Annotated in this window: 9 protein-coding genes; 5 read left to right on the top strand and 4 right to left on the bottom strand. The window is 66.2% G+C overall.

Going from position 1 to position 15,537, the window contains the following annotated elements; all coding sequences use genetic code 11:
* Positions 1-15 precede the first annotated feature (15 nt).
* From AC1MCA_RS03955 to sufU, 4 genes are all read left to right on the top strand, one after another.
* Positions 16-2,754: a LuxR C-terminal-related transcriptional regulator gene (locus AC1MCA_RS03955; RefSeq protein WP_479801393.1), complete on the top strand. Its 2,739-nt coding sequence runs from the start codon at positions 16-18 to the stop codon at positions 2,752-2,754.
* Positions 2,755-2,788: 34 nt separating this feature from the next.
* A complete protein-coding gene (locus tag AC1MCA_RS03950) occupies positions 2,789-5,449 on the top strand; it encodes a helix-turn-helix transcriptional regulator (protein ID WP_479801391.1) in 2,661 nt (886 codons plus the stop codon).
* A 556-nt stretch (positions 5,450-6,005) separates the two neighbouring features.
* Entirely contained in the window at positions 6,006-7,331 is a 1,326-nt protein-coding gene (locus tag AC1MCA_RS03945; RefSeq protein WP_479801389.1) for a SufS family cysteine desulfurase, read from the top strand.
* A 24-nt stretch (positions 7,332-7,355) separates the two neighbouring features.
* Positions 7,356-7,808 (top strand): Fe-S cluster assembly sulfur transfer protein SufU, encoded by a 453-nt coding sequence (gene sufU, locus AC1MCA_RS03940; RefSeq protein ID WP_108599812.1) that lies wholly within the window; start codon positions 7,356-7,358, stop codon positions 7,806-7,808.
* Between the two features lie 185 nt (positions 7,809-7,993).
* On the opposite strand, the gene nhaA is transcribed toward sufU, so the two are convergent.
* The 4 genes from nhaA to AC1MCA_RS03920 all read right to left on the bottom strand — a co-directional run bounded on the left by nhaA (position 7,994) and on the right by AC1MCA_RS03920 (position 11,680).
* Positions 7,994-9,307, bottom strand: a complete 1,314-nt coding sequence (nhaA, locus tag AC1MCA_RS03935) for a Na+/H+ antiporter NhaA (protein ID WP_479801387.1) — start codon at positions 9,305-9,307, stop codon at positions 7,994-7,996.
* A gap of 72 nt (positions 9,308-9,379) precedes the next feature.
* Positions 9,380-9,601, bottom strand: a complete 222-nt coding sequence (locus tag AC1MCA_RS03930; protein WP_108599814.1) for an SCO4848 family membrane protein — start codon at positions 9,599-9,601, stop codon at positions 9,380-9,382.
* 4 nt (positions 9,602-9,605) lie between these two features.
* On the bottom strand, positions 9,606-10,103 hold the full coding sequence (locus AC1MCA_RS03925) for a DUF2505 domain-containing protein (protein WP_479801385.1): 498 nt from the start codon (positions 10,101-10,103) through the stop codon (positions 9,606-9,608).
* Between the two features lie 50 nt (positions 10,104-10,153).
* Positions 10,154-11,680, bottom strand: a complete 1,527-nt coding sequence (locus tag AC1MCA_RS03920) for an SDR family oxidoreductase (RefSeq protein ID WP_479801383.1) — start codon at positions 11,678-11,680, stop codon at positions 10,154-10,156.
* Positions 11,681-11,853: 173 nt separating this feature from the next.
* On the opposite strand from AC1MCA_RS03920, the gene mfd reads away from it, so the two are divergent.
* Positions 11,854-15,534, top strand: a complete 3,681-nt coding sequence (gene mfd, locus AC1MCA_RS03915) for a transcription-repair coupling factor (RefSeq protein ID WP_479801381.1) — start codon at positions 11,854-11,856, stop codon at positions 15,532-15,534.
* Positions 15,535-15,537: the final 3 nt, after the last annotated feature.

Genomic DNA, 15,537 nt, shown 5'->3' with positions numbered 1-15,537 from the left:
GTAGGGGATAAGTTCATGTCAATCGAGCCACTCAGCTGGGGACGTGGGTCATCGCTCAACGATGTTGGGCTCCGCACGGACACCACCGGCATATCTGAGCCGCAACGCTGGTCTGTGCCCGCACGCAGCGCAAACCTTGAAGCCGTCCGTGTTGCCCTGACCAGCGCAGACTCCCTTGGCGTGGTCATCACCGGCGGCCGCGGAGTAGGCAAGTCATCCCTGGCGCGGACAGCAGTGTCAGAACTCGGCCCGGATGTCTGGACTCTTCAGCTGCGCAGCGGCTCGTCGTCTGCAAAGACCCCCTACGGCTGCCTGGCGTTCCTGCTCGCGCGCCTGCCCCAGGCCTACATGGGTTCGCCCACCGCTATTCTCCGGGGTATCACCTCGCTGATCAGGAGTGACGCCGCCGGTCGCCAGTGCGTGATCACCCTGGATACGTCCGGCAGTATCGATGACATGAGTGCCGGGGTCCTGCTTAACATTCTCCTGACCGGCACCGCCCGCGTCGTCGCGGTCGCGCCGCAGATCAGCGATCTTCCGGCTGACTTCCACTGGCTCCTCACCGATCACCGCCTCACCGAGGTCAGGCTGGATAACCTCAACGAACTCCAGACCCGCCAGGTCCTGCTTTCCCTGCTGGGCCACCGGGTGTCCGCCTCGCTGGTGAGCACGTTCCACACAATGGTGGGCGGCAATCCGTTGTTGCTCAAGGCGCTCGTCACTGAGCAGCAGCACTCCGGGAACCTGGTCCTCTCCGACTCCGTCTGGACCTTGCGTGACAAGGTGGTGCTGGACGGAGCGGCCAGTCTTGACGACATCGTGCGGTCCCAGTGGACCCGGAAATCTCCGCAGGAACGCGAAGTCATCGAGATGCTCTCCTGCGCCCGGAGCGTGGAGCTGTCGCGGCTGACTGCGGTCTACGGGGCCGGCATTGTGGCTGACATGGAGGACTCCGGCATGCTGGAGATCGACGCGTCCGATTCCCGCTGGGTAACCCTGCGGGAAAAGTACCTTGGCGACGTCGTCCGTTCGTGGCTCAGCATCACCCGGCGCAGGGAGCTTCGAAGCCTGCTCCTCGACGGCAAAGACCCGGACCCCGCCACCATGACGGTGGAAGAGCTGATGGCTTTTTCGGCCTGGACCCAGGAATGCGAGGCTCAACTGAGCCCTGCCATGGCACTGGCAGCGGCTGAGGCCGCCGTTGAGCTCTTTGATCCGCATTTCGCCCTCAGGTATGCGGAGATCCTGAAGCGGAATGATCCCCAGTGGGTGCCCGGCCAACGGCAGAAGGCTGCCGCGTACCTGATGCTGGACCTCCCGGTCCAGGCCATGGCGGCGCTGGAAGACATCTCCCAGCCGCAGCTGGACAACCTTGACGTTGAGGAATTCGCCAGGGTCATCCAGGCCAAGTCAAAGGCAATGGTCTGGCTGCCGGAACATTCGGACCGGGTTCCGGCGCTGCTGCAGGCGGCAAGGAAACGGCTGGGAGTGGACCCGGGCATAGCCGAAGACTGGCCGGAGCCGTTGGCTGCCGCAGCCAACCGGATCAGCCTCAGCGAATTCGAGTACCGGGCCTTTATCGGCGACTACGCCGCTGCCATCCCGGCCCTGGAAGCGGCTGCGGACCCGGCACAGAACACCGACACCTGGTTCCGCATGAACTCTGCCATGATCCTCATGAGCGCGTTGTCCATGACCGGCCGCGAAATGGATGCGCTGGGCCTGATGCGGCAGCTGGGCGGCCAGATCTCGGACGCCGCCCAGATTGTGGGCCTGCGCGAGCAGTTCACCGGGCGGGCCTATGCGGTGTTGCTGAACGCCGGCCAGTGGCGCCGCTGCATTGATCTCCTCGATCCGCCGCCGGTTCGTGAAATCCACACCCTTCCTTATCGCAGCGCGGCCGCGGAGTTGTCAGCCGGCATAGCCTACGCTTACTCGGGCCGTGGCGCCGTCGCCCTGGATTCGCTGCTGTCCGCAACCGCGCAGCTCGAGCTCAGGCCCGTCCAGAGCATGCTTCGGGCCGCCTACGCGGCCACAGCCCTTGCATATGCCCAGATGGGCAATGCCGGGCTGTCCCGCAAATACCTGGACAAGCTTGCACGCACCGGGGGAGTCTCCGACCACACCACCAGGAGCATCACAAGCTTCTGTGCCAACGTCGCGGCCCGGTGGCTGGGGGACAACGACGCCTCCCCACGGCTGTTGCAGTCCGCCCGCGAGGACATCGCAGCAGGAAGGTTCACCCTTGCCGGCATCAGTCTGCTCGGGGCAACAGTGAACGGCACCGACGCCGATTTCAAGCTGATGGAAGAGGTGGCGGGCCGCCGCCAGGGCCCGCTGGCGGAAATCTCGCGTCTGATCGCGGTGGGCAGCAGGACCCGCGACGCCAAAACCCTGCTTTCCGGTGGAGAGTTGGCAGCCACGTTGGAACTGGACGCCGTTGAAGCCCGCTGCATGGCCCTGGCGGTCGACTACGCCAGGCAGGCCGGCGACTCTTTGTCGGCCCGGACCGCCCAGGCCCGGCTGGACATTCTGGCCGCCACAGTGGCGAGCCTTCCTATCGTGCCGAGCAGCGGCAGCCCGCTCCTGACCAGCCGGGAACGCCAGATTGCGCGGCTTGCAGGCAGGGGTTCATCCAACCGCGACATCGCACTGGAGATGGGTGTCTCCGTCCGCACCGTGGAAGGCCATCTTTACCAGGTGTTCACTAAACTGGGAGTCACATCCAGGGGTGATCTGACTGGACTCGTCTAAGGCGCACGGACCGAAACCGGGAGCCGCGTACCGTATGCTTACGGGCCGGCGTGAACCGCTGGACCGGATCTGCAACATCATCCGCAGCCGCACCAGCCTGGCTGTGTACCTGTTGGCAGGCCCGGGCATCGGCAAGACAGCGCTGACGGAAGCCATCACCGAACGGCTTGCCGGGGAAATGATCATTGTTCAGATCCACGGCAGTTCGTCGCTGGCCAGCGTTCCTTTTGGTGTCCTGGCGCCTTACACGGCCGAACTCAACGCGGAGGACTCGGTGTCCCCGGTGGCTGTCCTGAGGTCCGTGTGGAGTTACTTCGAGAAGCTTAAAGGTGGCAAGGAAACGCCGCTTCTGCTGGTGATGGATGACGCCCATCACCTTGATGAGGCAACGGCGGGCATCGTCGCTGACATGATTTCCGCTGGCTGGGCCAGCGTGGTGGCTGCAGGACGGCCGCGGCCCGGGCTGCCCCAGCCAATGGCACAACTCTGGTACGACGGCCTGGCTGACCGCGTGGATCTCCGTCCCCTCAACCGCGACCAGATCGAGGAAGTCCTCGCCCACGCCCTGGACGGAACGGTTCCGGCCGGAACCGTAGACACCATCTGGAGTGCCTCGGGAGGAAACCCCAGGATCCTCGACGCCCTCCTGCATGACGCCGCCGAGCGCGGCGTGCTCGCGAAGCGGAACGGAATCTGGATGCTCCTCGGGGCGCTGCCCTCGGACGGACCAAAACTCACCGGTGTGGTGGTCAAGGACATGCTCCGCCGCAGCGCCGAAGAGCAGGAAGCACTGAAGCTGGTGGCACTGGCAGGCCCGGTCCGGCGCAAGGTGATCGAGGACATCAGCGGCGCCGAAGTGGTCCGTGCCCTGCTGGACCAGCAGATGGTGGTCGAAAGTTCCGGTACACCAGCCGATCTCCGGATGTGGAACTCCATGTTCGGCGATGCCCTGCGCGGCAGCATCTCCGTTTCCAGGAGCCTGCAGTTGCTCGAAACCATCCGGGTGCAGCTGGACACTTCCCCTGCGGGCTCCGAAGGCCGGTTGAGGGCTGTGGAATGGGCCCTCGAATGCGGGCTGAAAATTACTGATTCAAAGCTGCTCGAGGCAGCGGGAACCGCCCTGGCCCACTTCAGGAACGGGAGCAGCCGGACCATGGCGGCGAGAGTCGCAGAGCCGGAACTGCTGCCCCGGGCGCAGGCAATCCAGGCCCGGGCATTATTCAACGACGGCGACTACGCGGGCGCGGCGAAGACTGCGGACGGATGCTGGCTGCAGCTGGAGCCAGGCGAAGGCGCTGCCCCTGCGTTGATGCTCAGCGTGTTGGCCCACCAGGCACTGGGCACGCCGTTGGAAGTGCTGGCCGCGCAGTTCCGTGACGGGCCCGGCAGCGTCGATACCACCGCGTCAGGCCGGGCGTCTCCGGACGGCGCCTCCGACGCGCCCGCCAGGCCGTGGTGGGACCACCTGCTTTGCCTCATGGAGCATGGCGAAGCGGGCAATCATGCTGCCCTGGCAGGTGAGGTCCAGCAATTGGGGAGCCCGGATTCCGGCGACGCCACCCAAAGTGCCCTTCGTGTTGTAGGAACGGCGTTGCTGGCCCACTCACTGGCGGGTGACGGCCGCGCCGTCCAAGGCCTCGATGCCGCCCTGCTGGCCGCCTCGGAACTTCCCTCCCTGCAGGGCGGAGTCTTTTTCTTCAACGAGTTCGTCCTTGGCCGCCTGGTTGCCAACTACCTGGCCCTCGGCGAGTGGGAATCGGCGGAGCGGGAGCTCGCGAACTACGCGTCGGGTGATCCACTGAGTGCCGCCGCCTTCGCTGGCAGCCTCCAGGTTCTCCGCGGCTATTCTCTGCTGCGGCAAGGCCGGATCGAACGGGCATACCAGATGCTGCTGCCGGCCGTGGAGACCCTGAGGCTCGCGGATCCCCTCCAGATGTTCCGGTTCGGTTCGGCACTGGGGTTCTATGTGGCGGCAAGGCTTGGTGACGCTGCCCAGGCCAGCCGTCTGGAGCTGGACTACAAGGATTCGCATCCGGGCCCCGCCGGCCAGGACCTCCTGGCAACCGCATACGCGGCCGCAGCCTCGGAATATGTCTCCCGTGACGGCAAGGGCCTGGCGGCGGTACACACGCTGGCGACCACCTCCGAGGTGTCCGCACGCGCGGGCATGTTGCTGGAGCTTCTGGCAGTGTGCTGGGACCTGGGCGACCATTCGGTAATTCCCCTGGTCCAATCCGTGGCCGGGAATGTTGAAGGACGCTGGGCAGCGGCCGTGCTGACGCTCGCCCGCCATTGGGAGTCCGCGGATGCCGACGCCCTGATGGACACCGCCGCAACCCTGGAAACCTCCGGATTCGTGAATCTGGCCAGGGAAGCCTACGCCCGCGCGAGCTCCGTCCTCGAGAACTCGGGGGAACGCCGCAGGGCACGCCAGGCTGTGGCCCTGCGGGAGAAATGCGATCATGAACTCGGCGAGCGGTTCCGCGAGGGCCAGTTCATCGCGGCAGCTCCCGCCGTGCATCTCACCCGGCGGGAGCAGGACATCGTGGAGCTTGCGGTCCAGGGACTGACTGACCGCGAGATCGCCCAGCGGCTTATGGTGTCGGTGCGGACTGTGGAGGGCCACCTGTACCGTACCTACGTCAAACTCGGGGTACGGAGCCGCGACGAACTGGCTACCGCGCTGCCGCGGTAGGTCCGGCTCCTCCCTGCGCTGACATATACGGCCACGCCCCCTCTGCTCCCGTTGTGCCGGCGGGCCTGCCCCGCGGCAGCTGATGCGGGTCGTAGTGACTCTCGAATCGAGGCTCAGCGCCGTCAGGACCGGGCCCCGCGCCGCCGCCAGGGAACCGTAGGGGAGCCAAGTGGTGGCAGTCACGAAATACGCGTATCAGCAGCGCGTAACCCGGAGGACCGGAGCGTAGAAGTCGAGTACCGCCTACTCGTGTTACGGGTGCCCGGAAAGGCTTAACTAGGAGAGGCAGAAAGATACGGCGGCAAACACCGGTCGGACTGCCACCAGACTTTCCAGGTCACGTCTTGAGAATGACTTCCGGCTTAGAGGCCGGACATAGACGGGGCCGGCGACGTCAGAGTCTTCTGAGACCGAGGCTCTCCCCCCAGCCGTCGCCGGCCCTCCTCTCCGCGGGTCGAAGCCCGGAGCTGCTGTGGCGGTTGGCCCTCGGACCGCCGCCATAGCGGTGCTGTGGGACAATTGAGTGTCAATCCATTGGCATCTCAAGGAGTTAGCTTTGGCCTTAGTATCAACGCCTGCCACGCTGGAACGCGCCGTGCCGGCCATGGATAATGCCGAAGTCCTCAGGATTCGAAACGACTTCCCGGTTCTGGGCCAGCAGGTAAACGGACAGCAGCTGGTCTACCTGGACTCCGGTGCCACATCCCAGAACCCGCTCAGTGTGATCGAAGCTGAGCAGGAGTTCTACGAACAGCGCAACGCCGCCGTGCACCGCGGCGCACACCACCTCGCCGTGGAAGCCACCGAAGTTTTCGAGGACGCCCGCCAGACCCTTGCGGACTTCATCGGGGCGGACTACGCCGAGACAGTGTGGACCTCGAACGCCACCGAGGGCCTTAACCTCATCAGCTATGCGCTGTCCAACGCCACCTTGTGGTCGGCGCAGGGCAGGGGGGACGCGCGGCTCAGGGAACTCGCCGTCGGCCCCGGGGACCAGATCGTGGTCACTGAAATGGAGCATCACGCCAACCTGATTCCGTGGCAGGAGCTGGCCTTCCGCACGGGCGCCACCCTCCGCTACATCCCCATCGACGACGCCGGCTCCCTGCGGCTCGACGTCGCGGCCGAAATTCTCAGCAGCAGGACCAAAGTCCTGGCTTTTACCCACGCCTCCAATGTCCTTGGAACCATCAACCCTGTGAAGGAGTTGGTGGCATTGGGCCGCAAGGCCGGGGCGTTGGTGGTCCTGGATGCGTGCCAGTCCGCGCCCCACCTGCCGTTGGACGTCAAGGACCTGGACGTTGACTTCGCCGTGTTCTCGGGCCACAAAATGCTGGCGCCCACCGGGATCGGCGTCCTGTATGGCAAACAGGACATCCTGGACACGCTGCCGCCGTTCCTTACCGGGGGTTCCATGATCACCACCGTGACCATGGAACGGGCAGAGTACCTGCCGGCTCCCCAGCGCTTCGAGGCCGGCACCCAGCGGATTTCCCAGGCCGTTGCCCTGGCGGCTGCTGCCAACTATCTCACGGAGACCGGCCTGGACCGTGTGCACCGCTGGGAAGCTGAGCTTGGCCAGCGCATGGTTGCCGGGCTGGAAGCCCTTCCGGGGATCCGGGTCCTGGGGCCCGCTGCCGGACAGGAACGAATCGGGCTGGCAGCGTTCGACGTCGAGGGTGTGCACGCGCACGACGTCGGCCAGTTCCTTGATTCGCGGGGCATCGCCGTCCGCGTGGGCCACCACTGCGCCCAGCCGCTGCACCGGCGCCTGGGCCTCACCGCCACCACACGGGCCAGCGCCTATCTCTACAACACCACCGACGACGTCGATGCGTTCCTCGATGCCGTGGCAGGCGTCCGCTCCTACTTCCGCGTCTAGCGCGCCCCACCGAAAGATGTGTCCATGAGTCTTGACCAGCTGTACCAGCAGATCATCCTTGACCATTCCAAGGCCCGCCACGGCAGCGGCCTGGCCGGGACTGAGGCGCCCCTGGGAGCCTCGACGGGCCAGTCGCACCAGCTCAACCCGGTGTGCGGCGATGAAGTCACCGTCCGGGTCGCTGTGGAAGACGGCAAGGTGGCACAGATTTCCTGGGACGGGGCGGGATGCTCCATTTCCATGGCATCGGCGTCGGTCCTCAGTGAGCTGGCCGAGGGCCTCAGCGTTGCCGAGCTGCACGGGATCATCGACAGTTTCCGCGAGGTCCTCCGCTCGCGCGGCAAGGTCCACGCCGATCCTGAAATCCTGGGCGACGCCGCCGCCTTCGAGGGCGTGGCCCGTTACGCCGCACGCGTCAAATGCGCCATGATCTCCTGGGTCGCCGCCGAAGACGCCGTGAACCAGGCGGCAGCCTGAGGCAGCCTGCGCCCTAAGCCAGTTGGAGCCTTAAGCCGGCCTGAGCCTTGCGCCAGCGAGCCGCGCCTCATCGAGGGGTGAGCTGTCGGCGCTAAGCGCGTATCAGAGCGCCGGGATCCAGCCACCCGATGGCGTGGGCTGGGGAACGTCGGCTGACGGGGGAAGGCGACGCCGGCCGGGGCGGCTTAGGCCCTGTGCTCGAAGACATCCGGGACGCCGTCGCCGTCGGCGTCCCTGCGCTCGACTTCTTCGACTGTCCGGTAATGCCGGTTCCGCAGCCGAAGCACCACCGTTGCCAGCAGTGCAGCAGCCAGTGAACCTGTCAGGATGGCCACCTTCGCATGGTCGTCGTGCGGTGAGCCGGGGCCGAAGCTGAGCTCGGCTACCAGCAACGACACCGTGAAGCCCACGCCTGCCAGCAGTGCAAGGCCGGCCACATCAACCCACGCGAGGCTGTCGTCGAGCTTTGCCCTGGTGGTCTTCGTGAGCACGTACGTGGTGCCGAAGATGCCAACAGTCTTGCCGATGACCAGGGCGGCCACGATGCCCACAGCAACGGAATCGGTCAGCGCTGAGCGGATTCCGTCAAAACCCCCGAGGGCAACGCCGGCGGAGAAGAAGGCAAACACCGGGACGGCGAAACCGGCTGACAGCGGGCGCAGGCGGTGCTCGAAGGATTCGGCCATTCCGGCGCCGGATTCGCCGCGCTTCCTGGACGCCAGGACCGGCACGGCGAACCCGAGCAGTACGCCCGCCACAGTGGCATGGATCCCGGAGGCATGGACCAGCGCCCAGGTAGCGAAGGCGAGCGGAAGCAGGAGATACCAGCTGCGGATGCGTTTCTGGACGAGAAGCGTAAACAGGCCCAGCGGAAGCAGGGCGGCCAGCAGGAAGAGCGGCTGCAGGCCGGAGGAGTAGAAGAACGCGATGATGCCGATCGCCAGGAGGTCATCCACCACGGCCAGGGTGAGCAGGAAGGTGCGGAGGGCGGCGGGCAAGTGGCTGTTGATGACAGCAAGCACCGCCAGCGCGAAGGCAATGTCGGTAGCCGTGGGGATGGCCCAGCCCCGCAGGCTTTCGGCGCCCTGGTTGAGGTTGACCAGGGTGTAGATGATGGCGGGAACAGCCACTCCGCCCACCGCAGCAGCCACCGGCACCACCGCCTTGGACATGGTCCGGAGCTCCCCGGAGACGAACTCGCGTTTAAGTTCAAGCCCGGCGATAAAGAAGAAGATGGCCAGGAGCCCGTCCGAGGCCCAATGGCCCAATGACAGCTGGAGGTGCCAGGGCTCGTAGCCGATCTTCAGGTCACGTAGGGCAAAATACCCGTCGGCGGCCGCGGAATTGGCCCAGATGAGGGCAATGGCGGTGGCTATGAGGAGCAGTGCCCCGCCCACGGTCTCGAGCCTCAGGATCTCCGAGATCCTGAGGTACTCCGGGTAACTGGATCGGCTAAGAACCCTGGCAGCAGGGGAAGGACGGGAAGGGCGCTTGGCCATAACGGCTCCTGGGGAACTGAGGGGTCGGCAAAATTGTTGCCGACCAGACTTCCCGGCGCACCTTAGACCAGTCTAGCCGAGCAGGCCCATAACTCCGATTACCGCGGTGGCAGCCCCCAACACCATCGAGATGCTGACCAGCACCACGTGGACCGTGAGGAACTTCGTGGCCTTGCCGGCAGCGTCCCTGGCGCGGGGATCCTTCATCACACGCTTCAGGAACTGCGGCCACACCACCAGGGACCAGACGCCGGCCAGGATCAGGACCCAGGCGGCGAAGAGCGGGAGCTGCATCGCCTTAGTGGCTTTCGAGCCAGGCCTGGGCCTGCTGGGACTGCAGGTTCAGCGCCTTGGCAACCATGGGCTCAGCGGCGGCCGCGATCTTGCCGCCCAGGAACGGCACCGAGGAGGTGACGCTTCCTTCCAAATCGATCCGGGTGCTGCCGCCCTCCGCAACAAGGCGCTGGACTGCGGAGACATCCACAGGGGCGCCCGCGATCTTCAGCGAGATGTTGCTTTGGCGTGAGCCGTCAGCCGACGGGGCGTCCCAGTTCTCCACCTGGGTCACCGTGAGGCTCTCACCGACGAACTTGCGGGCAATTTCGGGCAGGCGCGTGGTGGGCAGGGTCCGGACGGAGGTGGTGCTGAAGGCCCCTGCCACGTCACCGGTCACCGCGAAGGACTCCAGGGTCCCGCCGACAAGCTCACTGGTGTGTCGCTGGAAATCCTCGTTCACCAGGACAGCTGCAACGCTGTCGACGGCGTGCGGAAGGGTAGTGGTTGCACTCAGTGCCATGAATCCTCCAGTGATTCTTCAGTGTCAGAACGCTTTTTGCTCCCCACATCCTACGGGGCGGCCGGAAGGTTCTCAGAACCGCCGTCTGCCTGCGCGAGCTTCTGGGCGGCTGCGGTGATGTTCCGGGACATCGCCGGGAAGATGAGGCTGTGGAAGGGTAGTACGGCAAGCCAGTACAGTTTGCCGCTGAGGCCTTTGGGGAAGAAAATGGCGCGCTGGCGGTACAGGCTGCCGTTGCCGTCCGGTTCCACCGCGAGCTCCAGCCATGCCCGTCCGGGAGCACGCATCTCGGCCCGCAGCCGGAGCAGCCTACCGCGCTCGATCCGCTCCACCCGCCACCAGTCCACCACTTCTCCGACAGCCAAATTGCCGGGATGGCGGCGGCCGCGCAGCAGGCCTGCTCCGCCGGTGAGCTTGTCCAGCCAGCCGCGGACCTGCCAGGCCAGGGGGAGGGAATACCAGCCGTTGCGGCCGCCGATCCCTTCGATGATGGTCCATACATGGGCAGGATCAACGTCCCCGTGGAAGGTGCGCTCATCCACGTAGACCTTGTGTCCGGCCCAGTCCGGGTCGCTGGGCAGCGGATCGGCATCGGCGCCGGCATTGGCCCAGGTGGTCTCCACCTGTCCATCGCGTTCCTTGCCCAGCGCCAGGGCGACGGCGGTCCGGTAACTGGTCAGGCCGCCGTCGGGCCGGGGGATGTACTGGTCGATGTCGTGCTCGCCGGAAACGGCGTCGTCCTGGAGCGACTGGACCAGGGGGAGCGACATGGACAGCGGGATGGGCGTGGTCAGTGCCACCCACATGCCCGCAAGCTTGGGCGCGGGGATGGGCAGCGCCAGCACCACGCGGTACGGCAGTCCTGCCTCGGCGGCGTACTCCTTCATCATGCCGGCGTAGGTGAGCACCTGCCGGCAGCCGATGTCGAACGTGCGGTTGATGTGGCCTTCGAGCGAGGCGGCGGCCACGAGGTAATGGAGCACATCCCGGACGGCAATGGCTTCGATCCTGTTGCGAACCCAGCTGGGTGCCGGCATGAAGGGGAGTGTCTCGGCGAGGTGCCTGATCATCTCGAAGGATGCTGAACCGGAACCGATCACCACGCCGGCCTGGAAGACGATCGCATCCACCGGGCTGTCAAGGAAGACCTTGCCTACCGTCTCCCGGGAACGCATGTGGGTGGACAGTTTCGCATTGGCCGGATGAAGGCCGCCCATATACACAATCCGGCTGGTACCGGCGTCCGCGGCCGCCTTGGCGACGGTCTCCGCCATCGCCTTCTCCTTGGCCTCGAAACCGGCTCCGGCAGCCATGGAGTGGACCAGGTAATACAGGACGTCGACGCCGGCGAGCCCATCGCGCAGTGCATCTCCGTCGTCGAGGCTGCTCTGGATCACTTCCACCTTCGCCAGCCACGGGACCCCCGAGATTTTGTCGGGGGACCGGACCAGGACCTTTACGCGGTGCCCGGCCTCCAGGAGTTTGGGCACCAGCCGCCCGCCGATGTAGCCGGTGGCCCCGGTGACCAGAACGGTCTTGGCTGCGGCGCGCGCTGATGACTCGGATGTGCCCGTCATGAAGACTCCTTCTTCTCACTTTGCCATTCGTAGCCGCGAGGCGTCCGGATGGCCGTGGGTCCTGAAAGCTTAGTCTGGCGCGTCGCGCGGTAGGCTGGGAATACCCGGGATTCTTGCGAATTTCGGGTTTTCGTGTTGCCTGCTTTTCTCCGAACACCACAGGAGCTTCCGCCATGAGCCTCACCGGCCCGTCCCATCACGGCCCGTCACTCGACGGACTGCGCCGCGTCCTCGCCGGAGACCAGACCTTCGCCCGCGTCCGGGCCGAGGCCGGCCGGGGGTTCGACATCCGGGGCCAGGACTACCAGATCAGCGCCCCGGCCGGCCTGCGCGCCGTGCTGCTGGCTGAAATGGCTGACGGGCTCTCGCAGTCCGCCGGGGAAGCCGGCACCACCGGTGGCGGGCTGCCCCCGGTGGTGCTCGCCGTCACCGCTACAGGCCGCGAGGCGGAAGACCTGACGGCAGCCCTGCGCGCGTACCTGCCCGCCGACGCCGTTGCTGAATTCCCCAGCTGGGAGACCCTTCCGCACGAGCGGCTTTCACCGCGTTCGGACACGGTCGGCAGGCGGCTCTCTGTCCTGCGCAGGCTCGCGCATCCGGAAAGCTCGACGGCGGGACACCTGCGGGTGGTCATCGCTCCGGTGCGCGCTGTGGTCCAGCCAATCGTGGCGGGGCTGGGTGAACTGGTTCCGGTCACACTGAAAGTGGGCCAGGAAGTGCCCTTCACCGACGTGGTGCGCCGCCTGGCAGATGCCGCCTACGCCCGGGTGGACATGGTCACCCACCGTGGCGAGTTCGCTGTGCGCGGCGGCATCATCGACGTTTTCCCGCCCACGGAGGATCACCCCATCCGGGTGGAGTTCTTCGGCGACGAGGTGGACCAGATGCGCTGGTTCGCCGTCGCCGACCAGCGCTCGCTGTCCTCACCGGGCCTGCACCACCCCACCGAACTGCATGCCCCGCCCTGCCGGGAAATTCTCATCACGCCGTCGGTGATGTCCCGCGCCGCCCACTTGAAGACGCAGCTGCCGGCCGCAGCGGACATGCTGGAAAAGATCGCCGGCGGCATCGCCGTCGAAGGCATGGAATCGCTGGCCCCGGTACTGGTGGACGCCATGGTTCCGTTCGTGGACCAGTTGCCCGCCGGGTCCATCTCGGTGGTCATCGAACCGGAAAAGGTCCGCACCCGCGCGCACGACCTCGCAGCCACCAATGAGGAATTCCTGGAAGCGGCCTGGTCCACGGCGTCCGACGGCGGCACCGCACCGCTGGACCTGACATCACAGGCGTCGGAGGCCCTGCACTCCGCCAGCTTCCGGTCACTCGCTGAGACCCGCACCGCGGCCCTGGGCCACGACGTCTCGTGGTGGTCCATCACCTCCCTCGCCACCGACGAGGAACTGCTCCCCGAGATCGACGTCCTGAACCTTCACGCCAAGGAACCCCGGGGCTACCAGGGCGATGTGGCAGAGATGATGGATTTCATCGGCTCCCACGTCCGGGACCAGTGGCGGATCGTGGTGGCCACCGAAGGCCCCGGGCCCGCGCAGCGCCTGGCCGAACTCTTCCACGACGCCGATATCCCCTGCGCCAGGGTGGACACCCTGGACAAGGAACCGCAGGCGGGCATCATCGAGGTGACCACCGCCGCCGTCGGACGCGGTTTTGTCCTGGAATCCCTCAAACTGGGGCTGCTGACCGAAGCGGACCTGCTGGGCCGGACATCGGCGGGTTCCACCAAGGACATGCGGCGGATGCCGTCCAAGCGCCGGAACGCCGTGGACCCGCTGCAGCTGCTGGCGGGGGACCACGTGGTCCACGAGCAGCACGGCATAGGCCGGTTCGTGGAGCTCATCCAGCGCAAGGTTGCCGGCGGCGGAGACGGAGTGCGCGAGTACCTGGTGCTGGAATACGCCCCGTCCAAGCGCGGCGCCCCGGGGGACCGTCTGTTTGTCCCCACAGACCAGCTTGACCAGGTGACCCGCTACGTCGGCGGCGACACCCCGGTGCTCAGCAAGATGGGCGGCTCGGACTGGGCCAGCACCAAATCCAAGGCACGCAAGGCCGTCAAGGAAATCGCCGGCGAACTCATCCGGTTGTACTCGGCGCGAATGGCCTCCCGGGGCCACGCCTTCGCCCCGGACACGCCATGGCAGCGGGAGCTGGAGGAGGCGTTCCCGTATGTGGAGACGCCGGACCAGCTGACCACCATCAACGAGGTCAAGGCCGACATGGAGCGCGAGATCCCCATGGACCGCCTGGTGTCCGGTGACGTGGGCTACGGCAAGACCGAGATCGCCGTGCGCGCCGCATTCAAGGCGGTCCAGGACGGGAAACAGGTGGCGGTGCTGGTGCCCACCACCCTGCTGGCCCAGCAGCATTACGAGACCTTCACCGAGCGCTTCTCCGGCTTCCCGCTGCGGGTCAAGGCGCTCTCCCGCTTCCAGGGGACCAAGGAAACCAAGGAAACGGTGGAGGGCGTCAAGAGCGGCTCCGTTGACGTGGTGATCGGCACCCACCGCCTGCTGTCCAAGGACTTCGCGTTCAAGGACCTCGGCCTGGTGATCGTGGACGAGGAGCAGCGCTTCGGGGTGGAGCACAAGGAAGCCCTCAAGAAGATGCGCACCAACGTCGACGTGCTGGCCATGAGCGCCACGCCCATCCCGCGGACGCTCGAGATGTCCCTGACCGGCATCCGCGAGACCTCCACACTGGCCACCCCGCCGGAAGAACGGCACCCGGTCCTGACGTATGTGGGCCCGTACACGGACAAGCAGACCTCAGCGGCGATCCGCCGCGAACTGATGCGTGAAGGCCAGGTGTTCTTTGTCCACAACCGGGTGTCCACCATCGAACGCACCGCGGCGAAGATCCGCGAACTGGTTCCGGAAGCCCGGGTGGAAGTTGCCCACGGTCAGATGTCCGAAAGCCGGCTGGAGCAGATCATCGTGGACTTTTGGGAGAAGCGGTTCGATGTCCTGGTGTGCACCACCATCATCGAGACCGGCCTGGACATCTCCAACGCCAACACGCTGATTGTGGACGGGGCCGACAAATACGGACTGTCCCAGCTGCACCAGCTCCGCGGCCGCGTGGGCCGTGGCCGCGAACGGGCCTACGCCTACTTCCTGTACCCCTCGGAAAAGCCGCTGGGCGAGGTGGCGTTGGAACGGCTCAAGGCCGTGGCCACGCACAACGAGCTGGGCGCCGGCATGCAGCTGGCCATGAAGGACCTCGAAATCCGTGGCGCGGGCAACCTGCTCGGCGGCGAGCAGTCCGGCCACATCCAGGGCGTCGGCTTCGATCTCTACATCCGCCTGGTGGGTGAGGCCGTGGCTGACTACCGTGGCGATGCCGAGGAAAAGGCGGCCGAGATGAAGATCGAGCTTCCCGTCAACGCCCACCTGCCGCACGACTATGTGCCGGGGGAGCGGCTGCGCCTGGAGGCGTACCGCAAGCTCGCATCAGCGCTGACGTACGAGGCCATCGAGGAGGTCCTTGCCGAGCTGGTGGACCGCTACGGTGAGCCGCCGCTGCCCGTCCAAAACCTCATCGCCGTGGCCCGCTTCCGGGTAGGCGCCCGCGAATCCGGCCTGTCCGACGTCGCGCTCCAGGGCAACTTCATCAAGTTCTCGCCGGCGCAGCTGCCGGAGTCCAAACTGATGCGGCTGGCCCGGATGTACCCGGGCTCCCAGTCCAAGCCCGCCCTGGACGCGGTGCTGATCCCGAAGCCGAAGACCGCAAGGATCGGCGGCAGGGATCTCCAGGACGCCGAAATTCTGGAATGGGCCAACGGCGTCATCAGCAACATTTTCGCCGACGCGGCGGTTGCTGCCTCACCCACAGGTAACTGACCT

The organism is Arthrobacter sp. BK1, assembly GCF_056680055.1.
This window is presented reverse-complemented; position numbering and strand designations above follow the sequence as displayed.

Bases quoted from the DNA above. Each gene is read 5' to 3' on its own strand.
- AC1MCA_RS03955 (WP_479801393.1), top strand. From the start codon at position 16: ATGTCAATCGAGCCACTCAGCTGGGGACGTGGGTCATCGCTCAACGAT.
- AC1MCA_RS03950 (WP_479801391.1), top strand. From the start codon at position 2,789: ATGCTTACGGGCCGGCGTGAACCGCTGGACCGGATCTGCAACATCATC.
- sufU (WP_108599812.1), top strand. From the start codon at position 7,356: ATGAGTCTTGACCAGCTGTACCAGCAGATCATCCTTGACCATTCCAAG.
- nhaA (WP_479801387.1), bottom strand. From the start codon at position 9,307: ATGGCCAAGCGCCCTTCCCGTCCTTCCCCTGCTGCCAGGGTTCTTAGC.
- AC1MCA_RS03930 (WP_108599814.1), bottom strand. From the start codon at position 9,601: ATGCAGCTCCCGCTCTTCGCCGCCTGGGTCCTGATCCTGGCCGGCGTC.
- AC1MCA_RS03925 (WP_479801385.1), bottom strand. From the start codon at position 10,103: ATGGCACTGAGTGCAACCACTACCCTTCCGCACGCCGTCGACAGCGTT.
- AC1MCA_RS03920 (WP_479801383.1), bottom strand. From the start codon at position 11,680: ATGACGGGCACATCCGAGTCATCAGCGCGCGCCGCAGCCAAGACCGTT.
- mfd (WP_479801381.1), top strand. From the start codon at position 11,854: ATGAGCCTCACCGGCCCGTCCCATCACGGCCCGTCACTCGACGGACTG.